Origin of the sequence: Schaalia dentiphila ATCC 17982, from assembly GCF_000154225.1 — a bacterium.
GTDB lineage: Bacteria > Actinomycetota > Actinomycetes > Actinomycetales > Actinomycetaceae > Pauljensenia > Pauljensenia dentiphila.
Genome location: NZ_DS264586.1, coordinates 1,444,499 through 1,469,439 on the forward strand (window position 1 = coordinate 1,444,499; position 24,941 = coordinate 1,469,439).

18 protein-coding genes are annotated in these 24,941 nt (G+C 62.9%); 6 read left to right on the forward strand and 12 right to left on the reverse strand.

Annotated features, from left to right (window positions below):
• Positions 1-6: 6 nt before the first annotated feature.
• The 6 genes from gap to uvrC form a co-directional block, all read right to left on the reverse strand.
• Positions 7-1,014, reverse strand: coding sequence for a type I glyceraldehyde-3-phosphate dehydrogenase (gene gap / locus ACTODO_RS06160; RefSeq protein ID WP_034512195.1), 1,008 nt, complete (start codon positions 1,012-1,014; stop codon positions 7-9).
• 204 nt (positions 1,015-1,218) lie between these two features.
• Positions 1,219-2,202, reverse strand: a complete 984-nt coding sequence (gene whiA / locus ACTODO_RS06165) for a DNA-binding protein WhiA (protein ID WP_034512197.1) — start codon at positions 2,200-2,202, stop codon at positions 1,219-1,221.
• Positions 2,203-2,246: 44 nt separating this feature from the next.
• Positions 2,247-3,251 (reverse strand): gluconeogenesis factor YvcK family protein, encoded by a 1,005-nt coding sequence (locus ACTODO_RS06170; RefSeq protein WP_003792452.1) that lies wholly within the window; start codon positions 3,249-3,251, stop codon positions 2,247-2,249.
• The gene (gene rapZ / locus ACTODO_RS06175) at positions 3,251-4,246 is read right to left on the reverse strand and encodes an RNase adapter RapZ (RefSeq protein WP_003792453.1); all 996 of its coding nucleotides are present in this window, start codon (positions 4,244-4,246) and stop codon (positions 3,251-3,253) included. The genes ACTODO_RS06170 and rapZ overlap by 1 nt, the downstream gene beginning before the upstream one ends.
• Before the next feature lie 42 nt (positions 4,247-4,288).
• Positions 4,289-5,512 carry a formate-dependent phosphoribosylglycinamide formyltransferase gene (purT, locus tag ACTODO_RS06180; protein ID WP_003792454.1) on the reverse strand — a complete coding sequence of 408 codons (1,224 nt, stop codon included), beginning with the start codon at positions 5,510-5,512 and terminating at the stop codon, positions 4,289-4,291.
• A complete protein-coding gene (gene uvrC, locus ACTODO_RS06185) occupies positions 5,509-7,524 on the reverse strand; it encodes an excinuclease ABC subunit UvrC (protein ID WP_003792455.1) in 2,016 nt (671 codons plus the stop codon). The genes purT and uvrC overlap by 4 nt, the downstream gene beginning before the upstream one ends.
• Before the next feature lie 186 nt (positions 7,525-7,710).
• Here uvrC and glnA point away from each other — a divergent pair, with 186 nt between their 5' ends.
• The 3 genes from glnA to ACTODO_RS06200 all read left to right on the forward strand — a co-directional run bounded on the left by glnA (position 7,711) and on the right by ACTODO_RS06200 (position 13,079).
• Positions 7,711-9,135 carry a type I glutamate--ammonia ligase gene (glnA, locus tag ACTODO_RS06190; RefSeq protein ID WP_003792456.1) on the forward strand — a complete coding sequence of 475 codons (1,425 nt, stop codon included), beginning with the start codon at positions 7,711-7,713 and terminating at the stop codon, positions 9,133-9,135.
• Between the two features lie 115 nt (positions 9,136-9,250).
• On the forward strand, positions 9,251-11,116 hold the full coding sequence (locus ACTODO_RS06195) for an AMP-dependent synthetase/ligase (protein WP_003792457.1): 1,866 nt from the start codon (positions 9,251-9,253) through the stop codon (positions 11,114-11,116).
• 46 nt (positions 11,117-11,162) lie between these two features.
• Positions 11,163-13,079, forward strand: a complete 1,917-nt coding sequence (locus ACTODO_RS06200; protein ID WP_003792458.1) for an AMP-dependent synthetase/ligase — start codon at positions 11,163-11,165, stop codon at positions 13,077-13,079.
• Between the two features lie 91 nt (positions 13,080-13,170).
• Here the strand turns inward: ACTODO_RS06200 and ACTODO_RS06205 are convergent, their stop codons facing one another.
• Together ACTODO_RS06205 and uvrA are read right to left on the reverse strand one after the other, a co-directional pair.
• Positions 13,171-13,665 carry a hypothetical protein gene (locus tag ACTODO_RS06205; protein WP_003792459.1) on the reverse strand — a complete coding sequence of 165 codons (495 nt, stop codon included), beginning with the start codon at positions 13,663-13,665 and terminating at the stop codon, positions 13,171-13,173.
• A gap of 14 nt (positions 13,666-13,679) precedes the next feature.
• Positions 13,680-16,544 carry an excinuclease ABC subunit UvrA gene (gene uvrA / locus ACTODO_RS06210; RefSeq protein WP_003792461.1) on the reverse strand — a complete coding sequence of 955 codons (2,865 nt, stop codon included), beginning with the start codon at positions 16,542-16,544 and terminating at the stop codon, positions 13,680-13,682.
• Between the two features lie 57 nt (positions 16,545-16,601).
• On the opposite strand from uvrA, the gene ACTODO_RS06215 reads away from it, so the two are divergent.
• From ACTODO_RS06215 to ACTODO_RS10800, 3 genes are all read left to right on the forward strand, one after another.
• On the forward strand, positions 16,602-16,883 hold the full coding sequence (locus ACTODO_RS06215; RefSeq protein ID WP_003792462.1) for a YciI family protein: 282 nt from the start codon (positions 16,602-16,604) through the stop codon (positions 16,881-16,883).
• 41 nt (positions 16,884-16,924) lie between these two features.
• The gene (locus ACTODO_RS10795) at positions 16,925-18,058 is read left to right on the forward strand and encodes a ParB N-terminal domain-containing protein (RefSeq protein WP_131332783.1); all 1,134 of its coding nucleotides are present in this window, start codon (positions 16,925-16,927) and stop codon (positions 18,056-18,058) included.
• 152 nt (positions 18,059-18,210) lie between these two features.
• Entirely contained in the window at positions 18,211-19,119 is a 909-nt protein-coding gene (locus ACTODO_RS10800) for a hypothetical protein (protein WP_131332785.1), read from the forward strand.
• On the opposite strand, the gene ACTODO_RS10600 is transcribed toward ACTODO_RS10800, so the two are convergent.
• The 4 genes from ACTODO_RS10600 to ACTODO_RS06230 form a co-directional block, all read right to left on the reverse strand.
• Positions 19,112-20,179, reverse strand: a complete 1,068-nt coding sequence (locus ACTODO_RS10600; protein WP_003792464.1) for a DNA cytosine methyltransferase — start codon at positions 20,177-20,179, stop codon at positions 19,112-19,114. The two genes, ACTODO_RS10800 and ACTODO_RS10600, sit on opposite strands and share 8 nt — an antisense overlap.
• Positions 20,180-20,290: 111 nt before the next feature.
• Positions 20,291-22,681 carry an HAD-IC family P-type ATPase gene (locus ACTODO_RS06220; protein ID WP_003792465.1) on the reverse strand — a complete coding sequence of 797 codons (2,391 nt, stop codon included), beginning with the start codon at positions 22,679-22,681 and terminating at the stop codon, positions 20,291-20,293.
• Positions 22,671-23,669 carry a TerC/Alx family metal homeostasis membrane protein gene (locus ACTODO_RS06225; RefSeq protein WP_003792466.1) on the reverse strand — a complete coding sequence of 333 codons (999 nt, stop codon included), beginning with the start codon at positions 23,667-23,669 and terminating at the stop codon, positions 22,671-22,673. The genes ACTODO_RS06220 and ACTODO_RS06225 overlap by 11 nt, the downstream gene beginning before the upstream one ends.
• Before the next feature lie 58 nt (positions 23,670-23,727).
• The gene (locus tag ACTODO_RS06230; protein WP_003792467.1) at positions 23,728-24,708 is read right to left on the reverse strand and encodes a TerC family protein; all 981 of its coding nucleotides are present in this window, start codon (positions 24,706-24,708) and stop codon (positions 23,728-23,730) included.
• Positions 24,709-24,941 lie beyond the last annotated feature (233 nt).

The following is a 24,941-nucleotide window of genomic DNA, read 5'->3' on the forward strand; positions in this document are numbered from 1 at the left end:
GTGTGCTCAGGCGAGCTTGGAGCCGATGAGGGCGGTGAGGCGAACGAGAGCGTTCGAGTAGCCCCACTCGTTGTCGTACCAGGACAGGACCTTGACGAGGTTGCCGATGACCTTGGTCTCGGTGGCGTCGAAGATCGAGGTGTGCGGGTCGCCCACGATGTCGGAGGAGACGATCGGATCCTCGGTGTACTTCAGAACACCCTTGAGCTCACCCTCGGCGGCGGCCTTGACGGCAGCCTTGACGGCCTCGACGGACACCTCGTTCTTCGCGATGAAGGTGAGGTCGGTCAGGGAGCCGGTCGGGGTGGGGACGCGGACGGCGAGGCCATCGAACTTGCCCTCAAGCGCGGGCAGAACCAGGGCGACGGCCTGGGCAGCACCGGTCTTGGTGGGGATCATGTTCAGGGCCGCGGCGCGGGCGCGACGCAGATCCGAGTGGGGGGCGTCGAGGACGCGCTGGTCACCCGTGTAGGAGTGGATGGTGGTCATGATGCCGCGCTCGATGCCGAAGTTCTCCTCAAGAACCTTGGCGAGGGGGGCGAGGCAGTTGGTCGTGCAGGAGGCGTTCGACACGATGTTCATCGTGGCGTTGTCGTAGTCAGCCTCGTTCACGCCCATGACGAAGGTGCCGTCGACGTTCTTCGCGGGAGCGGAGATGACGACCTTCTTGGCGCCACCGTCGAGGTGAGCCTTGGCCTTCTCGCCGTCGGTGAAGAAGCCGGTCGACTCAACGACAACCTCGACGCCGAGCTCGCCCCAGGGCAGGTCGGCGGGGTTACGCTGCGCGAGCACCTTGATGTGCTTGCCGTCGACGATGATGCCCTCGTCGTCGTAGGAAACCTCGCCCTGGAAGCGACCCGTGATCGAGTCGTACTTCAGCAGGTGAGCGAGGGTCTTGTTGTCGGTGAGGTCGTTAACGGCAACGATCTCGATGTCCGCGCCCTGCTCGAGAGCGGCGCGGAAGAAGTTACGGCCAATGCGGCCGAAGCCGTTGATGCCAACGCGGGTGGTCACTATGTTCCTCCTGCTCGTGCCCACACGGGACACGGTCTTCGATGCAACCGGGCGTGCGGGTTGCCTGCCCGGCCCGCAGATGTCTGCGGTTCCAGCAGTTCCTAATCTACACCTAAAAGCGGACTCAGTCACAATCCAATTTGAAAATCCGCACGTGGGGTAATTCTCGTTTGGATTGAGACAAAGGGGCAGGAAAAAGGGACCTCAGTCCTCTTCGAGCATGTCGAGGGTAAGCGCGGACTCCGTATCCGGGATGCCGCGTTCGTGCGCGACCTTATCGGCGAGAGCGAGAAGGCGACGGATACGACCGGCGACGGCATCCTTGGTGAGAGGTGGATTCGTGTGCTTGCCGAGCTCCTCAAGGGAGGCCTGCTTGTACTGCAGACGCAGCGTGCCGGCCTCGAGGAGGTGGGCGGGGACGTCGTCTCCGAGGATTTCGAAGGCACGTTCAACGCGGGCACCCGCAGCGACGGCCGCGCGGGCGGAGCGGCGCAGGTTCGCGTCGTCAAAGTTAGCCAGTCGGTTTGCGCTGCCCCGAGCCTCGCGGCGTTCACGCCGCTCCTGCCACGCCTCGAAGGTCTGCGGGGCGCCCATGGCGGAGATCAGCGTGCCGATCGCGTCCGAATCGCGGACGGAGATGCGGTCGGTGCCACGCACTTCCTTGGAGCGAGCAGAGGCGCCGAGTTTGCGCGCACAGCCGACCATCGCGAGAGCCACCTCAGGACCGGGGCACGTGATCTCAAGCGAAGAGGAGCGTCCGGGCTCCATGAGCGAGCCGCGCGCGAGAAAGGCACCGCGCCAGATAGCGGCGGCCTCAGCGGTTCCGGAGGCAACAAGAACCGGGGGCAGGCCGCGCACGGGACGACGGAGGGAATCGACAAGGCCCGTGAGGCGCGCGAGCTCGTCGGCTTTGTGGACGACACGCACGACGTAGCGCTTGCCACGTCGCAGGGAAGAACCGGACACCATGACAACGGAGGACTCGGCGTTGTACAGGGCCTGCAGGTAGGTGCGCAGGCGGCGCGCGGCCACGGGCGAGTCAAGCTCGGCCTCGACGAGGATGCGCCCACCCACGAGGTGCAGGCCTCCCGCGAAACGCAGCGTCGCGCTCACTTCGGCAGCGACCTCGGACGGCGTCGTAACGACGGCGCGCGCCAGCTCGTCCTTCATATCAGATGTCAGGGACACGGCTTCTCCAGATATGTCATGCGTGTGTCAGCAGGCAACAGGTTCTAAGGTAACCACGTTTCGGGCTGTCCGACCTCACCAAGGAAGCCGTCAAATGCGTCACGCAGCGCGGCGGCGAGGCGCAGCGGGTCGTGGTGCGGGGCTCCGTCACCCGTGCGCACCTGCCGCAACAGGACACGCGCACCCAGTTCTTCGGCGGCCACGATCAGGTCGTCGATGTCGTCACACGCCGTCGGATCCGCGACGATGACGTCAAGCTTGAGCATGGGTGCGTACTCGCGCAAGACGCGCACGTGATCGGCGGTCGACATGAGATCGGTTTCGCCGCGCTGGCGCGCCAGGTTGAGCACAAGCGCGCGGTGGGCGTCGGTCGTGGCAAGCGCGCGGTTAATCTCTGGCACCAGCAGGTGCGGAATCACGGAGGTGTACCACGACCCGGGTCCCAGGACGACCCAGTCGGCCTCGGAGATAGCTTCGGTGACCGCGGAGGGCACCTCGGGCGCCTCGGGCGTGATACGCACGTGCTCGACGGTGCCCGGGGCGACAGCGACCTTGGATTGACCGGACACTACGTAGCGGCGGCCGCCGTCGTTCATATCCGCCTCGATGTCGATCGGCGTTGACGACATGGGCAGGACGCGTCCCTGCGCGCCCAGCAGACGACCGACCCAGTCGAGGCCTTCGACCGGATCCTCGAGAAGCTGCCACAGGCCGGAGATCAGCAGGTTGCCGAGGGCGTGCCCGTTGAGCGGGCCGGTCGTGTCGAGGCGCAGCTGCATGACGTCGCGCCACGTCAGACCCCACTCGGATTCTTCACAGAGGGACGCCAGCGCCATACGCAGATCACCGGGAGGCAGGATCGGCATCTCCTGGCGCAGTCCGCCGGAGCTACCGCCGTCGTCGGCGACGGTCACGACGGCCGTCAGCGCGCGGGTGATATGGCGCAGCGCCCGTAGGGTCGCGGACAGGCCGTGTCCGCCGCCGAGGGCGACGATGTTTTGGCCGGATTCTCCACGTTGAACCCAACCGGCTGCATCAAGATAGGGCATCAGTCTCTCCCAATGTCACGGTGCATCACGCGAACCGTGTATCCGTGTGAGCGCAGGCGTTCGGCGATAGCCTCGGAAGAAGCGACGGAGCGGTGCTTTCCGCCCGTGCATCCGACGGCAATCGTGACGAATGGCTTCAATTCTGCCAGATAGCCGCTGAGCATGGGGGCAAGAAGGTCGGCATATCCGAGAGCAAAATCGCGCGCGCCCGGCTGGGAGAGCACATAGTCGGCGACCGCCTGGTCCTTGCCTGTCAGGTGGCGCAGCTCGTCGACCCAGTACGGGTTCTTCAAGAAGCGCACGTCGACGACGTGATCGGCGTCGAGCGGGAGGCCATGCTTGAATCCGAAAGACTCGACCGTGACCTGCAGGGGGCGCTCCTCCCCAGCCACGATGTCGCGGATGCGCCTCGTCAGATCGTGGACGCTCATCGTGGAGGTGTCGATGACCTCGTCGGCGGCGCGACGCAGGGGCGCGAGCAGACGCATCTCGGCCTTGATTCCGTCCATGAGGGTGCCGGCGCCCTGGAGGGGATGCGGGCGGCGGTTGGATTCATAGCGGCGCACCAGGGTCTCGGGGCTGGCCTCAAGGAAAATGACGCGGTAGACAATACCCGCGCCTTTAAGCTGCTCGAGTGTGGCGTCAAGCGTGCGGAAGAAGGTACGCGAGCGCACGTCCACTCCGACAGCCAGTCGGTGAACGCCCGCAGCAGGGTCGTTCGACATCATGCCGACGAGGGCGGGCAACATCGTCGGCGGGAGGTTGTCGACGACGTACCAGTCCAGGTCTTCGAGCGCGCGAGCAGCACCGGTGCGGCCCGCACCCGAGTAGCCGGTGATGATCAGCACCTCGTTGGAGGCGCGCGGCTCGTACTTCACGCGGGCCATGTCACGCACGGCGATGCCCTCGGGGACCGTGGGAGGGTTCTCCTCGTTCATCGACGAGGTCTGGGCCTCGTCTTCGTCGTGAGCGTCCGTGGCTGCGTGCTCGGTCATGGCGTCCTCCTGGCGGGTTGACTGGTTCGGTGATGGGAGCTGTTAGGCGGAAGGTGCGGAGGCCTCGTCGATCGCGATGCCGGTAGCGGCGCGCCTGGCGATGACTCGTGCTTCCTTCGGCGTGCTCGCAGTGGTGGCGACGACGCCGACCCGCCTGCCGGCGCGACTCACCGGCTTGCCGAAGATACGCACGATGTCGGCGGATTCGAGGGCGCGAGCGACGCCGTTGTAGACAGGAACATCGACGGCGCTCGTCGACTTGATGACCGCCGACGCACCCGGGGTGGACTGTGCGGTGGAGACGGGCAGGCCGAGGATGGCGCGTGCGTGCAGCTCAAACTCGGACTGGGCTTGCGTCACCATCGTCACCATGCCGGTGTCGTGGGGGCGGGGCGAGAGTTCGGAGAACCAGACGTCGTCGCCCTTCACGAAGAATTCGACGCCGAAGATGCCGAGGCACGGGCCATTTCCGGCCTCAGCCAGGGCGTCGGTCACGGCCTTGGCCATCTGTTGCGCACCCTCGAGGGCGGGTTCGCTCATCGCCATGGGCTGCCAGGATTCGACGTAGTCGCCGCCCTCCTGGCGGTGCCCGATCGGCGCACAGAAGCTCGTTGTGACGCTGCCGGACGAGGCATCCCATGAACGCACGGTGAGCAGTGTGATCTCGTAGTCGAAGTCGACACCCTCTTCAACGATGACAACGCCGGTCGTGGCGCGCGCGTCCTCCTCGGCGTGCACCCAGGCGGAGGCGGCCTGCTCGGGTCCCGTGACACGGGACTGACCGTGCCCGGAGGAGGACATCGTGGGCTTGACGAACGCGGGGTAGCCGACCTCATCGAGAGCTGCGGCCAGCTCGGCCTCGCTGCGCGCGAAGCGGAAGGCCGATGTGCGCACGCCGGGCAGGGACGCAGCGAGGTTGCGGATGCGCTGACGGTCCATCGTCGCCTGGACGGCGAACGCGTTGGGGACGACGCGCACGCCGCGCTCTTCATAGGCGCTCAGCTCGTCTGTCGCGATGGCCTCGACCTCGGGGACGATGAGGTCAACATCGACGTTGTCGAGGACCTTACGCAGAGCCTGCGGGTCGCTCATGTCAAAAACGCGGGATTCGTCCGCCACCTGCATGGCGGGAGCATTGCCGTAGGAGTCGCAGGCGAGCACCGTGCATCCGTAGCGTTGCAGGGCGATCACGACTTCCTTACCGAGTTCGCCCGATCCTAGCAGCAGCACGCGTGCCGGCAGCGGCACGGGAAGCGTCGTTGTCATGGTGTGTCCTCCCTCGACGATGTCGTTAGCCTATCGCGGATCGTGCGCGCAAGGCCGAGTCCCACGCCCTTGACCTCGGCAATCTGCTCGGGCGTGGCCTCTCGAATCCGCTTAACGGAGCCGAAATGCTTGAGCAGCGCGGCCTGGCGTGCGGGTCCAAGCCCTGGGATGGAATCGAGAACCGAGCGGCGCTGCGCCTTCGACCGGCGCTTGCGGTGCTTCGTGATCGCGAAACGGTGGGACTCGTCGCGCAAATACTGCAGGAGGTAGAGAGCCTCCGACGTGCGTGGGAGGATCAGCGGGAAGTCCTCGCCGGGGATCCACACCTCTTCGAGGCGCTTAGCCAGGCCCACGACGGGCATGTCCGCGCCCACCGCGTCAAGGGCAGCTCGGGCAGCATTCACCTGGGGCAGGCCGCCATCCACGACGACCAGGTCGGGACGGTAGGAGAATCGCTTGGGGCGCCCGGTCATGGCATCGATCGGGCCGGAAGCGTAGGCGACGCCGTCCTCGTCCTCACCGTCGACGCCGGCCTCCTCGGCGAGCAGCCTCGAGAAGCGTCGCGTGAGAACCTCGTTCATCGCGCTCGTGTCGTCGGGGGTGCCGTTTCCGCCCTCACCGCGGATGTTGTAGGTGCGGTAGGCGTCCTTGCGCGGTATACCGTCCTCAAAGACCACCATCGAGGCGACCTGGTTCTCCCCGCCCGTATGTGACACGTCGTAGCACTCGATGCGCAGGGGCGCACCCGGCAGATCGAGGTTCTCGGCAAGCTGCTCGAGCGCCTTCGAGCGCGCCGTAATGTCGCCTGCGCGCTTCGTGCGATGCAGGGCGAGGGCCTGGCGGGCGTTCTCCGTGACCGTATCCATGATCTGGGCCTTCGGGCCGCGCTTGGGCACGTGCACCGACACGGACGCGCCGCGGATCTCGGCCAGCCATCGTGCGATGGTCTCCTTCTCCTCGGGCTCAACGGAGACGAGCACCTCGCGCGGGATTGCGGACGTCGGCGTGTGCGCAACGTCGTCCACGCTCACGGCCGCCACCTTGGCTGCCTTCCCGGCCCCGGCCTCGTCCGTCGACGCCGAGGAGTACACCTGCTCGAGAAGGCGAGCCATGAGCGCCGCGTCGTCTGCGCCGTCCACGCGCTCAATCACCCAGCCGCGCGTGCCTCGGATGCGCCCACCGCGCACGTGGAAAACATGCACCGCAGCGTCCAAGTCATCACTGACGAGCGAGAACACATCCGCGTCCGACCCGTCGTCGAGCACGACCGCGTTTCGCTCCAGCACTGTGCGCAGCGCCTTGACGTCGTCACGCAGCTTCGCCGCACGCTCGAAGTTCAGCTCCATGGAGGCCTGGCGCATCTGCTCCTCCAGGTCACGGATCACCGGGCCCGTGCGCCCCTCCATGAACTGGCACAGCCCCTCCGCGAGCTCGCGGTGCTCCTCCATCGAGATGCGACCCACGCACGGGGCCGCGCACTTGTCGATATAGCCGAGCAAGCACGGACGCCCCTGCGCCTTCGCGCGCTGAAACACGCCCGCCGAACACGAGCGCATCGGGAAAACGCGCAGCAGTTGATCGATCGTCTCGCGAATCGCCCACACCTGCGTGTACGGGCCGAAGTAGCGCGACCCTACCCGTTTGCGCTCCCGCGTCACCTGCACGCGCGGGAAACGCTCCCCCATCGACACCGCCAGGTAGGGGTAGGACTTGTCGTCCTTAAACATCACGTTGAAACGCGGATTGAATTCCTTAATCCACGTGAACTCCAGCGTCAGGGCCTCGACCTCGGAGCGCACGACGGTCCACTGCACGGCGCTCGCGGTCGTCACCATCTGCTGCGTACGCGGGTGCAGGTTCGCCAGGTCCTGGAAGTAGTTGGTGAGGCGATTGCGCAGGTTTTTGGCCTTGCCGACGTAGATGACGCGACCCTGCGGGTCTGAGAATCGGTAGACGCCCGGCGAGGTCGGGATATCTCCCGTGCGGGGTCGGTACGTCGAAGGATCTGACACACTCCCAGGGTACGAGGCCGGGGCTGGGAGTGCCCGGCACCCACCTGGGGCGTGCTCTATGTCATGAAACATTTGAATAATGAAACCAATACACGCGCACGCCACCTGTGGGCATATACTGGACTTGGTTGCGAATTGACCGATTCTTGACCTTCGAGTACAGCTCTCCCACAACAAAGGACGTTCATGTTCACCTCAACCCAAGAGGTCGCAGACTTTATCTCCGAGCAGAACATTGAACTCGTCGACGTGCGCTTCTGCGACGTCCCCGGGGTTCAGCAGCACTTTACGATCCCCGTGAGCGAGTTCTTGGACGCCGCTTTGTCGGACGGCCTCATGTTCGACGGCTCCTCGGTGCGCGGATTCACCGCCATCCACGAGTCCGACATGAAGCTCATCCCGGACATCTCCTCCGCGTTCGTCGATCCGTTCCGCGATCGCAAGACCCTGGTCGTGAACTTCTCGATCGTCGATCCGTTCACCGACGAGCCCTTCTCGCGCGACCCGCGCCAGGTCGCCGCCAAGGCCGAGGCCTACCTGCGTTCGACCGGCATCGCGGATGAGTGCTTCATCGGCGCCGAGGCGGAGTTCTACCTCTTCGACGACGTGCGCTACCAGGTCAACCCGCACAACACCTTCTTCTCCGTCGACTCCCCCGAGGCGTACTGGAACACCGGTCGCGCCGAAGAGGGCGGCAACATGGGCTACAAGGTGCCCATCAAGGGCGGCTACTTCCCCGTCTCCCCCGCCGACAAGTACGCGGACGTGCGCGACGAGATGAGCCGCCTCCTCGAAGAGGTTGGCCTGACGATCGAGCGCGCCCACCACGAGGTTGGCTCGGGTGGCCAGCAGGAGATCAACTACCGCTTCGCGACGCTGCAGACTGCGGCCGACGACATGATGAAGTTCAAGTACGTCATCAAGAACTCCGCCCTCGAGTTCGGCCACTCCGCAACCTTCATGCCCAAGCCCCTGTTCGGCGACAACGGTTCGGGCATGCACACGCACATCTCGCTGTGGAAGAACGGCGAGCCGCTGTTCTACGACGAGCGCGGCTACGGATCCCTGTCCGACACGGCCCGCTGGTTCATCGGTGGCCTGCTCGAGCACGCGCCCGCGCTCCTCGCCTTCACGAACCCGTCGGTGAACTCCTTCCGGCGCCTGGTTCCCGGCTTTGAGGCCCCGATCAACCTCGTGTACTCGGCGCGCAACCGCTCCGCGTGCATCCGCATCCCCGTGACGGGCACGTCGCCCAAGGCCAAGCGCGTGGAGTACCGTGTGCCGGACCCGAGCGCGAACCCGTACCTGGCGTTCTCCGCGTGCCTCATGGCGGGCATCGACGGCATTAAGCGCCGCATCGAGCCGGCCGCGCCGATCGACAAGGACCTCTACGAGCTGCCCCCGGCCGAGTATCAGGACATCGCGAAGCTGCCCGGCTCGCTCGAGGCCGCCCTGGACGCGCTACGCGAGGACCACGAGTTCCTCACCGAGGGCGACGTCTTCACACAGGACCTCATCGACACGTGGCTCGAATACAAGGAGAGCAACGAGGTCGCCCCAATGCGCGCCTACCCGCATCCCTACGAGTACCAGATGTACTACGACCTGTGATCTAATCGTCACTCAGTGGCCCCCACCCCGATTAAGGGGCGGGGGCCGCGCCACAACCAGTAGACTCACATCGAACCTGTTGTTCAGTCTTTGAACCGACATCCCGGAGGACACGATGAAGCGCATGCGTGATGGCTCGTACACGATTAAGCCGACTTACAAGGTCGGCGAACACGACATCGTTCCGGACATGCTGGCCAAGCGCGCGCTCCTGCACCCCGATCAGGTGGCGGTTGAACAGCGCTCCTCCGTCGGCTCCACGCGCTCCCTCACCACATCTGAGCTCCAACGCCAGGTCGAGTACACAGCCTGCGGCCTCATCGGCCTCGGCGTGCAGGCGGGTGATGCGGTCGCGATCCTGGCCCCGACCTCGTACGAGTGGCTCCTCCTCGACCTCGCGCTCCTGTCCATCGGCGCGATCACCGTTCCGATCTACGAGTCCGATTCCTCCGCCCAGATCGAGCACATCCTCACCGACGCGCACGTGACCCGCGTCTTCACGGCCACCACCCAGCAGGCGGAGCTCGTGCACTCCGTGGCCCCCGAACACACCGTGGCAGTCGACTCCTTCGATCGCGGCGCCCAGCGCATGATCGCCCGCGCCGCCACGGGCATCACCATCACAAACGTCGAGCAGCGCCGCGCGACCATCTCTTCATCGGACATTGCCACCATCATCTACACCTCCGGCACGACCGGAAACCCCAAGGGCGTGGCCCTCACGCACGCGAACTTCGTGGCCACCGCGGAGGGTGCCCGCCAGGTGCTCGGTGACGTCATCGACTCCCCCGAGACCCGCCTGCTCCTCTTCCTGCCCGTCGCCCACGTGCTCGCTCGCCTCGTCATGCACGTGATCCTGTCGGGCCAGGGCGTCCTCGGATTCTCGCCCAGCATCAAGAACCTGCTGCCGGACATTCAGGCCTTCAAGCCCTCCGTGCTCCTCGTCGTCCCCCGCGTCCTCGAGAAGGTCTACAACGCGGCCTCCTCCAAGGCGGGCGGCGGCTTCAAGGGCCGCATGTTCGCGTGGAGCGCCAAGCAGGCACGCACCTTCTCCGTCGCCTCCGCGAAGACCTTCGGCCCCGGCCTGTTCAAGAAGATGCGCCACGGCATCGCCGACGCGCTCGTCCTCAAGAAGATCCGCTCGGTCCTGGGCCCCAACCTGCGCTACATCGTCTCCGGCGGCGCACCCCTGGCCACCGACCTCGCCCACTTCTACGCCGGCATGGGCATCACCCTCATCCAGGGCTACGGCCTGTCCGAGACCACCGGCCCGATCTCCGTCCAGCAGATCGGCAAGAACCCCGTCGGCGGCGTCGGACTGCCCCTGCCCGGCAACTTCATCAAGATCGCCAAGGACGGCGAGATCCTCGTGCGCGGCCAGTCCGTCATGCCCGGCTACTACCACCTGCCTGAGCAGACCGCCGAGGTCATGCCCGACGGCAAGTGGTTCCACACCGGCGACCTGGGCTCGATCGATCGCAAGGGCCAGCTAACAATCACGGGCCGCAAGAAGGAACTCATCGTCACCGCGGGCGGCAAGAACGTCTCCCCCGAGGTCCTCGAGGACTCCCTGGCCACGCACCCACTCATCGCGAACGTCATCGTCGTCGGCGATCAGCGCCCCTACGTGGGCGCGCTCTTCACCCTCGACGCCGACATGCTGCCCGACTGGCTGGCCAAGCACGGCCTGCCGCAGTGCTCGCCCACCGAGGCGGCCGAGCTACCCGCCGTACGCGAGTCTCTCGAGAAGGCCGTCGAGCGCGCCAACAAGGCCGTCTCCCGCGCCGAGTCGATCCGTAAGTTCCGCATCATCGACGCCACCTTCACCGTCGAGAACGGCTACGTGACACCGTCGATGAAGCTGCGCCGCCGCAAGGTCATCACCGACTACGCCCACGAGATCGACGCACTGTACGGCGGTCCTGTCTCCGCCGAGCAGCCCAAGAAGCGCGGGCTTTTCGGCCGCGCCAAGAAGAACTGATCCAACCGCGCACGGCGCACCGCGCCCACCCCACGAAAGGACCGCAATGACGGTACGCAGGCTCGCCGACGGCTCATGGGAGTCAATCGCGACACGAGAAGCCACCGAGGACATGAACCTGCCGAAGATGCTCCACCAGCGCGTGGCATCTCACCCCGGGCAGGTCGCGATCGAGCGCCGTTCCAACGTCGGTGCGTGGCGTCACGTCACGATGGAGACCTTCCTCGGCGAGGCCGACTCGATTGCGCGTGGCCTCATCGGCATCGGGCTCGAAGCCGGCGACCACCTGGCGATCCTGGCCCCCACCTCCTACGAATGGGCGCTCATCGACGTGGCCGCGCTGTCCTGCGGTGCCATCACCGTGCCGATCTACGAGACGGACTCGGCCTCGCAGATCGCGCACATCCTGGCCGACGCCGACGTGCGCATCGTCATCACGGCCACCACGCAGCAGGCCGAGCTGGTCGAGTCCGTGCGTACCGACGGCGTGCGCCATATCCTCTCCCTGGACCGCGGCGCCGAGCGCGTCCTGACCGGTGCCGCACAGGGCGTGAGCGTTGAGCAGGTGCGCGAGCGCACCGACGCCGTCAAGCTGAGCGACGAGGCGACGGTCATCTATACCTCCGGCACGACCGGCATGCCCAAGGGCGTCGTGCTCACGCACGGCAATTTCATCTCGCCGATGCTGCAGGCGTACGACTTCCTGCCCCTCCTCATTAACGACCCGAAGTCGCGTTCCCTGCTCTTCCTGCCGGTCGCCCATGTGCTCGCACGTTTCGTCATGTACTGCCTGCTCGCAGGCCAGGGCATCACCGCTTTCTCCCCCGACACGCGCAACCTGGTCAACGACATCGCGACCTTCAAGCCAACAATGCTCCTCGTTGTCCCGCGAGTCATGGAGAAGGTCTACAACGCCGCGGCGGCGAAGGCTGGCGGCGGCATAAAGGGCCGCATGTTCGCTTGGGCCGCCAAGCAGGCGCGCGCCCTGTCCACGGCCACCGCCTACGTGGATTCTCCCCTGCCCGAGTCCGCCGTTGCCGGCCCCGGCCCGGACACGACGCCCATTCCCGACGCCTCCGCGATGCCCTCACCCGGTCCGTCGACCGCGCTCAAGCTGCGCGGCCGCGTCGCCGACGCGCTCGTCCTGTCGAAAGTCCGCGCGATCCTGGGCCCGAACCTGCACACGATCATCTCGGGTGGCGCTCCCCTGGCCCTCGACCTGGCGAACTTCTTTCGCGGCCTGGGCATCACGCTGCTGCAGGGCTACGGCCTGTCCGAGACGACCGGCCCGATCTCCGTGGAGACGCCGCAGGACTTCCCGCCGGATTCAGTGGGCTTCCCGTGGCCGGGCAACCGTATGAAGATCGCTCCCGACGGCGAGCTGCTCGTTCAGGGTATCTCCGTGTCGAAGGGCTACCACAACCTGCCCAAGGCCACGGCCGAGGCCTACGTCGACGGCTGGTTCAAGACCGGCGACCTCGCCTCCATCGACGATCGTGGCCACCTTCGGATCACGGGCCGCAAGAAGGAACTCATCGTCACCGCGGGCGGCAAGAACGTCTCGCCCGAGATCCTCGAAGAGTCCCTGTCGACGCACCCGCTTATCGCGAACATCATCGTAGTCGGCGATAACCGCCCGTACATCGGCGCACTCATAGCCCTGGACACGGAGATGCTCCCCGAGTGGCTCGCGGCCCACGGCCTGCCCGTCGTGGACGCGGCGCAGGCCGCAAACCTGCCCGAGGTGCGCGACTCGCTCGAGAAGGCGATCGCCCGCGCCAACAAGGCGGTCTCTCGTGCCGAGTCGATCCGGCGCTACCGCATCGTCAATGCTGCCTTTACCGTAGAGAACGGCTACATGACCCCCTCTCTCAAGCTCAAGCGCCACCGCGTCTTGGCCGACTACGCCGACGAGGTCGACGCCCTGTACGCTTCGGGCGAGGCAGAGAAGAGCCAGGAGTAACCCGGCAACCTTCCCGGTGATTGCGCACCAACAAAGCGGCCCCGGCCTCGTGCAATGACGAGGTCGGGGCCACTTCGTGCGTTGACGCCTCCTAATCCCGGCTATTGCGACCAGCGACGAATGCGCAGAAGAGAGCGAGGAGGACAGCGACGCCCGCGACGGGCAGCGGAATCCAGTACGCCAGACGGTAGGCAAACTCAATGATTGCGGCGATCGCCATCGCGACCACCAGGAACAGGTGGAAGGCCCGCGACCACAGGAATCCGCTCGATCCACCGCTCCACAGAGACACGAGCGTCATCAGCAAGAAGACGAACGCAACCGTATAGAGCACGCCCACCATGCCCATCAGCCACGTATGCCGGGCCTCGGCTTGCACGAGAACACACAAGCTCAGGTTTCCGATGCCCGCCACAAAGCTGCAGCTCAGGCCAAAGACGCGCGATCGACCGACCCCGCGTGCCATGAGCGCGGAGATCGTGAGCGCGGCTGCGATGCCCATGAGCACAATGACGATTAGGTGGACCCAAGCTGGCCAGTAGTACATGTGGCCGAAATAGCGGTAACCAGGAACCATAAGGCCCATCCTAACCGTTCACGCTACTGGGCAGCTGCGTCGCGCGCGGCCTCCTTCGCGAGAACCTCGGCGAGGTACTGGCCGGTGAAGGATTCCCCGACCTTCGCGACCTCCTCGGGCGTGCCCTGCGCGACGACCGTGCCTCCTCCAGCGCCGCCTTCGGGACCCATGTCGATGATCCAGTCGGCGCTCTTGATGACGTCCAGGTTGTGCTCAATGACGATGACAGTGTTGCCCTTGTCAGCAAGCGACTGGAGGACCAGGAGGAGCTTGCGGATGTCTTCGGAGTGCAGGCCGGTCGTGGGCTCGTCGAGCACGTACACCGTGCGTCCGGTCGAGCGTCGCTGCAGCTCGGAGGCCAGCTTCACGCGCTGCGCCTCACCGCCCGACAGGGTCGTGGCGCTCTGGCCGAGGCGCACGTAGCCCAGGCCCACCTCGACGAGCGTGTTGAGGTGGCGGGCGATGCGAGAGATCGGCGCGAAGAACTGCGCGGCCTCGGCGATCGGCATGTCGAGGACGTCCGCGACGGTCTTGCCCTTGTACTCGACCTCGAGGGTCTCGCGGTTGTAACGTGCGCCGTGGCAAACCTCGCAGGGCACGTAGACGTCGGGCAGGAAGTTCATCTCGATCTTCAGGGTGCCGTCGCCCTTGCACGACTCGCAGCGTCCGCCCTTGACGTTGAAGGAGAAGCGTCCCGGACCGTAGCCGCGTACCTTCGCCTCCTGCGTCTCAGCGAATAGCTTGCGGATCTGATCCCACACGCCGGTGTAGGTCGCCGGATTCGAGCGCGGCGTCCGACCAATCGGGCTCTGGTCAACATGCACGACCTTGTCGAGCTGTTCGATACCCGTGATTGTGCGGTGGCGGCCGGGCACCATGCGCGCGCCGTTGAGGCGCGAGGCCAGGGTGCGATACAAGATACCGTTGACAAGCGTCGACTTACCGGAACCAGACACGCCGGTGACGGCAGTGAGCACGCCGAGCGGGAAGGACACGTCAACGTTCTTCAGGTTGTTTTCGCGAGCACCCTTGACGGTCACCACGCGCTTCTTGTCGATCGGGCGGCGGGTCGGAGGCAGGACGATGCGGCGCTTGCCCGACAGATACTGGCCGGTCAGCGACTTGCGGTTCTCCAACAGTTCCGACAGCGGGCCCGAGTGCACGACCCAGCCGCCGGTCTCACCGGCACCGGGTCCAATGTCGACGATCCAGTCGGCGGCCTCCATCGTCTCCTCGTCGTGCTCGACGACGATGAGCGTGTTGCCAAGGTCCCTCAGGCGCTCGAGGGTGGCGATGAGCTTGCGATTGTCGCGCTGATGCAGGCCGATCGACGGCTCGTCAAGGACGTAGAGGACACCGACGAGGCCGGAGCCGATCTGCGTGGCCAGGCGGATACGCTGTGCCTCGCCACCCGAAAGAGTGCCCGCACCGCGCGACAGCGTCAGGTAGGTGAGTCCAACGTCAACGAGAAACGCGAGACGAGCCTCGATCTCGGTGAGGATCGGCGCGGCGATCGAGCGTGCGCGCTGCTCGAGCTCGACGTCCGCGAGGAACGCGCGCGCATCCGCGATAGACATGTCAGACAGCTCCGCGATCGACTTGTCGCCGATGCGCACGGCCAGCACCTCCGGACGCAGGCGCGCACCGTGGCACGTCGGGCACGGGATCTCGCGCATGTAGGAGTCGAGCTTTTCGGACACTGCCGCGGACTCGGTTTCCTCGCGCTTGCGCTCAATGTACTTGACGGCGCCCTCGAAGCCCGTCGTGTAGGAGCGCTCGCGCCCCCATCGGTTACGGAACTTGACCGTGACCTCGTAGTCCTTGCCGTACAACACGGCGTCCTTGACCTTCTTCGGCAGGGACTTCCACGGCGTGCCCATCGCGAAGCCCAGCTCCTTGGAGAGGGATTCGAGGAGCTTCTTGTGGTACTTGAAGTTCGAGTTCCAGACAATGACGGCACCGTCGGCGAGGGAAAGCTCCTCGTCGGGAACGACCAGCTCGGGGTCAACCTCGAGGCGGAAGCCCAGTCCCGAGCAGTCCGGGCAGGCACCGTAGGGTGCGTTGAAGGAGAAGGTACGGGGCTCGATCTCGTCGAGCATCAACGGGTGATCGTTGGGGCACGCACGTTTTTCGGAGAAGCGGCGTCGACGCTCGGGATCATCGGCGTCCAGGTCGACGCAGTCGATGACGACGAGGCCGTCGGACAGGCGCAGGGCGGTCTCGACGGAGTCGGTGAGGCGCTGGCGCATTCCCTCGCGCACGACGAGACGGTCGACGACGACCTCGATGGTGTGCTTGAGCTTCTTCTCGAGCTTGGGAGCGTTCTCGAGGCGAACCATCTCGTCGTCGATGATAGCTCGCGTGTAGCCCTCTGAGCGAAGCTCGTCGATGAGGTCCTGGTACTCGCCCTTGCGGCCACGCACGACCGGAGACAGGACCTGAAAGCGCGTGCCCTCGTCCATCGTGCGCACGCGGTCGACGATCTGCTGGGGCGTCTGCGCCTGAATACGAGCCCCGCATTCCGGGCAGTGTGCAACGCCGGCGCGCGCGTAGAGCAGACGCAGGTAGTCGTGGATCTCCGTGATCGTGCCCACCGTCGAGCGCGGGTTGCGCGACGTCGACTTCTGGTCGATGGACACCGCCGGCGACAGACCTTCGATGAAGTCCACGTCCGGCTTGTCCATCTGTCCGAGGAACTGGCGGGCGTAGGACGAGAGGGACTCGACGTAGCGGCGCTGTCCCTCGGCGAAGATCGTGTCGAAGGCGAGGGAGGACTTCCCGGATCCCGACAGGCCGGTGAAGACGATCATGGAGTCGCGGGGCAGCTCGAGGTTCACGTCCTTGAGGTTGTGTTCGCGGGCACCCTGGATGATTAGCTTGTCATGCACCCCTCGATCCTAGCCGTCCCCTAGGCAAAAGGGCGGATGGGGGCTAGTGTTGTGCGTATGGCATTCTACGCAGTCGAATACGTGTACAACCCCTCGATGACCGAGACGATGGACGAGGTCCGCCCAACGCACCGCGCGTTCCTCTCCGGACTGCTCGAGCAGGGAATCAACATCGCCTCGGGCCCGCTCGTTGGTGAGATCCCCGGCGCCCTGATCCTCATCAACGCCGAGAGCCAGGCCGACGTCGAGCGCATCCTCAACGAGGATCCCTTCTACGTCGCTGAAGTCATCCAGGCGCGCCTGATCCGCGAGTGGAACCCCGTCATCCGGGCCTTCTGATCGGCGAAACATAAACGACTAGGAATAGGGTGGGATAATCATTGAAAACTCAGATTGACTACGTCCCTTATACACAACTAAAGCTCGATCCGCAGAACCCTCGCTTACCTGAGGAGATGATGGGCGCGAGCACCGTCGAGTTACTCAAGCTTTTCGAGCGGGAGTACGACCTTAACGAACTCGCACAAAGCTACCTCGAAAATGGCTTTTTCACCTCTGAAGCTTTGATCGTCAACCGTCAAAACAATATTGTCCTTGAAGGTAATCGAAGGTTAGCTGCGCTTAAATACCTACATCACGACGAAGAAGCACAGGCTGCGGGCATTGCAACGTTTGATGCCGGAACGAGTGAGGAAGAACAGCTCGACGATCTGTTCGAAATTCCAGTAATTTTCGTTGATGATCGCGAGTCGCTTGCACCTTACCTCGGATTCCGACACATAAATGGACCGAAACAGTGGCTCCCTTCAGCCAAAGCTAGATACGTTTGGCAACGCGTTAAAAAATGGATGGAAAACAATACAGATTCTTCGGAAGACCCATTTTACGTCATAGGCAGAGAAATTGGTTCGAACAGGGCAGGCGTGATGAGTCAGTATCTTCAGTACTCCATCCTTCGCGAGGCTCGGGACGAGTTCAAACTTAGTCACGAGACAAGTTATATTCTTTCTAAGCGATTCGGCGTTTGGTCGCGACTGAACAACAATCTGGCAGTCCTTGACCATATCGGCTTTTCACGTGATCAACGGACGTCAGCAAAGAGCATCGACGAAGCCCTGAAGGATATTGACGGAGAAAGGCTCAGCGGACTACTAAAAGACCTAACACCCGAATATGGACCCGATGGAAAATTAACACGAAAGGCCGTCATAACCGACAGCCGCCAAGTTGCAGACTATGCAGAGGTGCTTAATAATACCGAAGCCCTGCAACACCTACGCGAGTACAGGAATTTCGAAACGGCAGTTGCCATTGCTAAAGGACTCAAAGCAAATGCAATTCTGCAGGCAACAATCGACCAGTTGAAACTTGTGCGCGAGGCTATTGAGGACCCATCTGAGGTTGATGAAAAGACTCAGACATTAGCAAATCAGTTGTCCCTAATTACAGAGCAAATCACCACTGGCGTTCGATTTATTCTAAAAAACACCACTAGCTACGAAATACGATCATAATGCTAGGCGATCCCACTGTAATCTTGAACCCTGTCGATTGGAACGACGCAGCAGCACCGGAACTAGGGAGAACGCCGATCCTTGACTGGATCGAGTGCACCTGCCTATTACGATCGAATTGCGGAAATAACGAGCCGATTAATCTCCGAAACATGATTACAATATGGGAAGAGGCTGGACTTTCATTAAACCCACCGAGCACACGGACCTCAGTAGCAAATACTGCCACATCCGGAACAGAAGACAACTCCAACGAAGACGTTAATTCTAACGATAGCAACGACTTAAAATCAGACTACGTCGAGCTATTATTAGAGCAGCTTAGAGACAGAAGCGCCGTTCTGGGCAACACTTACCCTTTTAAAATATCGAAAGATATGGCAACGATACGTTTCATTCACAATCACTTTCACACGGAACTATACGCCCATCTTCTCTTACTATGCGCAATAGAAGGATACGGAAGAAAAAGTGCATTTTCTGCCGTAACAAAGGGAGAACACAATACACTGCGCCTATTTTTTGAATCCATTGTCCTTCACTGCTTAAGGAACCACGGTTACGATTGCGCCCAAATCGGCACGGGGGCGGGATCAGGTAACTTTTATAATCGCTTACAGCACACGCTCAATCGCCTCAACCTCGGCACACCTAATCCGAGAACAAAAGTACGCCCTGGCATCAAAGACGGCGGTGCCGACATACTTGCAGGTCACTTTTGGGGAGACCGCAGGTCCCGTGAAGTGGTACACATTATTCAATGTACAGTAAGCCCACCTCAGCAATGGTCAATAAAAATTAGTGAAGCAGCTAAACCGCAATGGCACGGCCTACTGAACCAAGAATGCCCTGGGATTCCCTGCCTCGCAACACCTTACGAAACAACAGATGATGCAAGATGTGAATTTTCACTGACGCAAACACATTCATTCATCGACAGAATCAGATTGACACTAGCGGGTCAACATTTGAACCTTACCAAGATTCCAGATTACGCTACATATATTTCGATTATTAAAAAAGCTCTTGCTGTCACCTGCAGTTCGAAAGACGTCACTTAAGATCTGCCATTATCGCATTCGCTAACGCATATGCCAACATGGGCGGGACAGCATTGCCGATCTGACTGTACCGTGAAGACCGATGACCCGCAAATTTCAAATCGTCGGGAAACGACTGCAGACAGGCCGCTTCTTCGACGGTAATCCTGCGCAATGGCGAGTCTGTAAGCATTTGTTCGTAGCTTTTGTGCGGATAGTTTTGGAGCTCCTCATGATACTGAAGTATCCATGGTTCAGCGCCATCGCGCAGCGCTTTTTCGTCGACAATCGGTGTCCGATTTCCACCAAGCGAAGCGACAATTGTTGGCGCGGGCTCGGATAGATTAATTACCCTACCATGTCCATTGAATAACATACCCGAATAAGGGGATTTTCGAAGGACCGGATTCTTTGCGGGTACAATCTGGGCGTTTCCACAATCATTATTACCTACTTGCCCAAACTTTGGCATCTTTCTCAACGCATCGCCGCAAGCAATTGGAATCATCACCATTTCCTTAAGCCTCTCAGCATAGGAGGCATGCATACCGATCATTCCAACGAAGAACATACGTCTTCTCAACTGCGGCACCCCGTAGTCAGCAGCATTCAAAACATGAATGTTTGTATGATATAGTCCGGAAACTTCTTGTTCCATTTTTTCACGAATGTGGTTCCATTTTACGTTTGTCGCTAGTGCCTCCACGTTCTCCATTACAAAGACAAGTGGTCGTACTCGCTTGACAACTTCGAGGAAATGGAACACTTCCCGGATCCGTAGATCCTCCGGGTCCATCTTTCCGCCTACAGAAAATCCTTGGCAGGGAGGCCCGCCAATGACAATCTCAGCATCGCCTGCGGAGAGGTCGTTTGATTCGGCCAACACATCTCCACAACGGACGTCACAGTTTTCAAATAGAACGGCTGCGTTTTTCCACTCACCCTGCACCGCTTTGGATATTGTTCGATACGTATCGACCGCATCTCGATTGATGTCTGCTGAGAACACCGGAATGAAGCCGGCTTTAGCGAAACCTAAGTCGAGTCCACCTGCACCTGAGTATAAGGAAATTAAACGCATAGTTTGCTTGAATCCTTCAGTTTCAAAACGTCAGATTATACTTTGGATGGGGTATTGTGTTCAAAACGATTTCTCGAAACAGCCAAGATAACAACGCTTCCTGACACGTTCTCACCCCTCCAGGGATCGGGCGAACTGGCGCGCGTAGAAGATGCGCTGAGCGACCTCGATGAGGAGGGCGGCGCAGGCACCGACGCACGCGATGACGAGCCACTCGTATCCGCTCGGCGCGACCATCGAGAAGAAGTGGCGCACGGGCGGAATGAGCACGCCGCCCACGGTCGCGGAGATGACGCTGACCAGGAGCACCCACTTCCAAGTCGAGAGCGGGCGCGACGTGATGACGAGCAGCCAGATGGCCCCCAGCATGAGGGAGAGGATCGCGGCCGTGGACTCGCGCGCCTGCGGAGGGCCGTCGACGATACCGAAGGCGGTGAGGGCAGCCGCCGCGAGGATGATACCCGTGGGCATTGCGAGCGACAGCGTGCGCTTCAAGAAACCGGGCACGTAGCGGCGCGGGTTCGGCCACAGCGCCAGGAAGAACGCGGGAATACCGATGGTCAGCGAGTCGATGTAGCTGAACTGGCGGGGCAGGAACGGGTAACGCCAGCCGACCAGGGCCGTAACGATAACGAGGACGGCGGCGTAGGTGGTCTTCGCCAGGAACAGCGAGGACACGCGTTCCATGTTGGCGATAATACGGCGGCCTTCGGACAGGACACCGGGCAGGACAGAAAACTTCGAGTCCACGAGAACAATCTGCGCGACGGCCTTCGTGGCCTGCGTGCCGTTCCCCATCGCGATACCCAAGTCGGCGTCCTTGAGCGCGAGGGCGTCATTCACGCCATCTCCCGTCATCGCCACGCAGTGATCGCGTGCCTGGAGCGCGCCAACCATCGCACGCTTCTGCTCGGGAGTCACGCGCCCGAACACGTCGTGGTTCTCGATCGCGTCGATGAATGCCTCAGAGGTCAGGTCTTCAGGCAGATCGCGCGCGTCCATGAGGCGCGCGGGCGTACCGTCGGGCGCGGTCAGGCCAGCCTGCGCGGCCAAAGCACCCACCGTCGTCGGGTTGTCACCCGAAATGACGCGGACGTGCACATCCTGGGAACGGAAGTAGTCGAGAGTCTCGGCGGCGTCAGGGCGCAGGTCCTCCTCGAGGACCACAAGGGCGGCAACCGAACGGCGTGCGGGAAGCTCGTCATCGACCACAGCCTCGTCGGCATGGACGAGGGCCACCACGCGGGAGCCCTCCTGCGCGATGCCGCGCACCTTCGCGAGGAGCTCGGCGTTGGCGGCCGAGGCCTCGTCAATGACGAACTCGGGGGCGCCGAGAATCCAGGATTCCCTCCCGCTCCCCCACGCGCTCCACTTGCGGGCCGAGGAGAAGGGGACAGACCACTCGATCCGCTCGGACGCGCCGGAACACTCAGATTCGCCCAGGTGCTCCCAGATGGCCTCCGCCGTCGCGTTGGTGCGGTCGCTCGCTGCGCTTGCCAGCGCCCGGAGGACCACGGCTTCGTCACCGGAAACGACCTCAACGCCACGCACTCGAATACCGCCGGTCGTCAGCGTACCCGTCTTGTCGAGGCACAGGCAGTCCACGCGCGCAAGGACCTCGACGGCAGGAAGTTCCTGGACGAGCACGCCCCGGCGTGCCAGCGTCGCCGAGCCGATCGCGAAGTTCATGGACGTCAGGAGCACCAGGCCCTGCGGGATCATGCCGATCACCGAGGCGACCGAGAGCACGAGGGCCTCGCGCCAGTCTCCCCCGTGTCCGCCGGCGATGCGATTTTGCGAGTAGAAGGTCAGGACGACGATCGGAAGCAGCATGACGGAGACGACCTGCAGCACCCGGTTAATCGACGTCTGGATCTCCGAGACCGTACGCGTGAAGGCGCGCGCCTGTTCGGACAGGCCCTGCGCGTAGACGCGCTCACCGACAGCCGTGGCCACCATGCGGCCAGCACCGGCGACGACGCTCGTGCCAGCCAACAGCTGATCGCCCTGCTTTTTCTTCACCGGGCGCGACTCGCCGGTCAGCAGCGACTCATCGATTTCGAGGCCCGCCGAGGACAGGACCGTGCCGTCCACGCTCACCTGATCGCCGAGCGTCAGATCGATGACGTCGTCGAGCACGACGTCACGTGCGGGAACGACCGACAGGGTGCCGTCACGCAAGACGGTCGCCTGCGGAGCATCCACGATAGCGAGCGAGTCGAGGGTTCGCTTGGCACGCAGCTCAGACACGATGCCGATCACCGCGTTGATGATCATCACGCCGCCGAAAATGCCATCACGCAGGTCGCCGAACAGAAGCACGATCACGGACGCCGCGACGATGATCGCGTTGAACAGCGTCAGCACGTTCTCTCGAATAATCGACGTCACCGAGCGGGACGTACGGTCCTTCACCCGGTTGACCGCTCCGCGCGCAACGCGCTCGGCGACCTCGGCGGCGCTCAGGCCATGTTCATCGATCGTCAGGCTGTCAGCGCTCATCAGCACCCTCCTCGTCCATCGCGCTGCGCACCAGCGACGCAATCACGGTGACCACGAGAGTCACGACGATGACTCCCAGCGACACGGACACCGAAATCTCCGGCGCCCACTCGAGCCCGCGACCGCCGTTAATAAACGGGAGCGTGTTTGCATGCAGGGCCTCAAGAATCAGCTTAATGCCGATAAAACTCAGGATGACGCCGAGGCCGTAACCCAGGTACACGAGCTTTCCGAGGAGCGCGTCCACCAGGAAGAACAGCTGTCGCAGCCCCATGAGTGCAAACACGTTGCACGCAAACACCAGGAACGCCTGCGAGGTGATACCGAAGATCGCGGGAATCGAGTCGAAGGCAAACATGAGGTCGGCGGAGCCCAGGGCAAGCACGACGACGAACAGCGGGGTGAGGTACGTGCGACCACCGTGACGGTACAGCATGCGGTCGCCGATAAAGCCGTCCGTGATGGGCAGGACTCGACGTACGACGCGGATGAAGGCGTTCTCCTCGTACTCCTCGTCGTCACTGCCACCGGTCACGGTCTCCTTGATCTGCGAGAAAGCAGTCCACAGCAGCCATACGCCGAAAATGAAGAACACCCAGGAGAAGCGCGCCACCAGCGCGGCACCCAGCAGAATAAACGCAAGGCGCAGCCCCAGTGCGATGACGATGCCGAAGAGCAGCGCCTTCTGCTGGTTCTCCCGCGGGACCCGGAACGCTTTCAGGATCAGGATGAACACGAAAAGGTTGTCCACGGACAGCGACCATTCCATCGCCCATCCCGCGTAGAACTCCTGGGCGTACAGCCACCCGTTGGTCAGCCAGATTCCGACGCCGAAAACGGCCGCCAACCCGACGTAGAACAGCGTCCAACGCGCTGCCTCGGCAGCCGTCGGCGGATGGGGATTACGGGCATGCCCGAGAAAATCGAGCGCAACCAGACCGATGGCAACGAGGGCCAGAATGCCCCACGCCCAGGGGTGAACAACCATGTGTACCTCTTAACTATCCGACCATGGAATTTTAGCTCTGTCCCACGGTCGGCTCACGTCACGCGCGCCGTTTGCTGGAAACCGCGAGGGAGGCCAGGACCGTGACCAGGATGGTGACGACGATAAAGCCCAGGGAGAACGCGATGGACGGCTCGGGGATCGCGGCTACCTCATGGCCGCCATTGATGAAGGGCAGCTCATTGGTGTGCAGCGCGTGGTTGATCAGCTTGAAGCCGATGAAGCCCAGAATCGCCGCAAGGCCGTAGTGGAGGAACACGATGCGGTCGAGCAGGCCATCGATGAGGAAGTAGAGCTGGCGCAGGCCGAGCAGCGAGAACGCGTTGGCAGCGAACACCAGGTACGCCTCGGAGGTCAGCGAGTAGATCGCGGGGATCGAGTCGACGGCGAACATGACGTCGGCGGTGCCGATCGCAATGACGCACAGCAGCATCGGTGTGATGTACGTGCGTCCGCCGTGGCGGTAAAGCATACGCGAGCCGATGAAGCCGTCGGTGACGGGCACGATCTTCGACACCCAGCGCACGATTGACGGCGGGCGGTACTCCTCGTCGTCGTCATCGCTAGAGCCTTCGCGGACCTGGCTGATCGCGGTCCACAGCAGCCACGCGCCGAACAGGTAGAAGACCCACGAGAAGTTTTCGATGAGCGCGGCACCCGCCAGAATGAAGATGAGGCGCAGAACCAGCGCGATGATGATGCCGGCAAGCAGCACCTCCTGCTGGTTTTTCCTGGGCACGCGGAAGGTGGACAGGATGATGACGAACACGAAGAGGTTGTCAATGCTCAGCGCTTTTTCGGTGATGTAACCGCCGAGGTATTCCTGGCCGTATTGGGGTCCCCAGACCGCCCAGACGATGGCGCCGAAAATAAGGGCGATCGCAATGTAGGCGACAGACCACCAGGTCGCTTCCTTAAGCGTGGGTTCGTGGGGTGTGCGGACGTGGCCGACGATGTCGACGACGATCATGCTCAGGATGATGCCAGCCAGGACGATCCAGGCAAGGGCGTGCACGTGCATACGTGGGGCCTCCGGTACGAGTCGGGTACCGGAGGTCTCCTCCCGCCAGGAAATCCTGGCCGGTGACGCCGGAGGCCACGCCGCATGGGCGGGCCGTCGTGATGACGACGCCACTGTTGGTGGGAGTACTCCCCTCCGCTAACGCTTCCATCCTAGTCGGTGCACCTCACGTCGCGTCCCCGCGTGCGACGTGGCGTCGGTCGCGATTCTCACCGGAGTGCCTATCGACGAGG

Coding starts and splice junctions, on each gene's coding strand:
- ACTODO_RS06170 (WP_003792452.1), bottom strand. CDS start 3,251: ATGCCCTATCTTGATGCAGCCGGTTGGGTTCAACGTGGAGAATCCGGC.
- rapZ (WP_003792453.1), bottom strand. CDS start 4,246: ATGACCGAGCACGCAGCCACGGACGCTCACGACGAAGACGAGGCCCAG.
- purT (WP_003792454.1), bottom strand. CDS start 5,512: ATGACAACGACGCTTCCCGTGCCGCTGCCGGCACGCGTGCTGCTGCTA.
- glnA (WP_003792456.1), top strand. CDS start 7,711: ATGTTCACCTCAACCCAAGAGGTCGCAGACTTTATCTCCGAGCAGAAC.
- ACTODO_RS06195 (WP_003792457.1), top strand. CDS start 9,251: ATGAAGCGCATGCGTGATGGCTCGTACACGATTAAGCCGACTTACAAG.
- ACTODO_RS06200 (WP_003792458.1), top strand. CDS start 11,163: ATGACGGTACGCAGGCTCGCCGACGGCTCATGGGAGTCAATCGCGACA.
- ACTODO_RS06205 (WP_003792459.1), bottom strand. CDS start 13,665: ATGGGCCTTATGGTTCCTGGTTACCGCTATTTCGGCCACATGTACTAC.
- ACTODO_RS06215 (WP_003792462.1), top strand. CDS start 16,602: ATGGCATTCTACGCAGTCGAATACGTGTACAACCCCTCGATGACCGAG.
- ACTODO_RS10800 (WP_131332785.1), top strand. CDS start 18,211: ATGATTACAATATGGGAAGAGGCTGGACTTTCATTAAACCCACCGAGC.
- ACTODO_RS10600 (WP_003792464.1), bottom strand. CDS start 20,179: ATGCGTTTAATTTCCTTATACTCAGGTGCAGGTGGACTCGACTTAGGT.
- ACTODO_RS06220 (WP_003792465.1), bottom strand. CDS start 22,681: ATGAGCGCTGACAGCCTGACGATCGATGAACATGGCCTGAGCGCCGCC.
- ACTODO_RS06225 (WP_003792466.1), bottom strand. CDS start 23,669: ATGGTTGTTCACCCCTGGGCGTGGGGCATTCTGGCCCTCGTTGCCATC.
- ACTODO_RS06230 (WP_003792467.1), bottom strand. CDS start 24,708: ATGCACGTGCACGCCCTTGCCTGGATCGTCCTGGCTGGCATCATCCTG.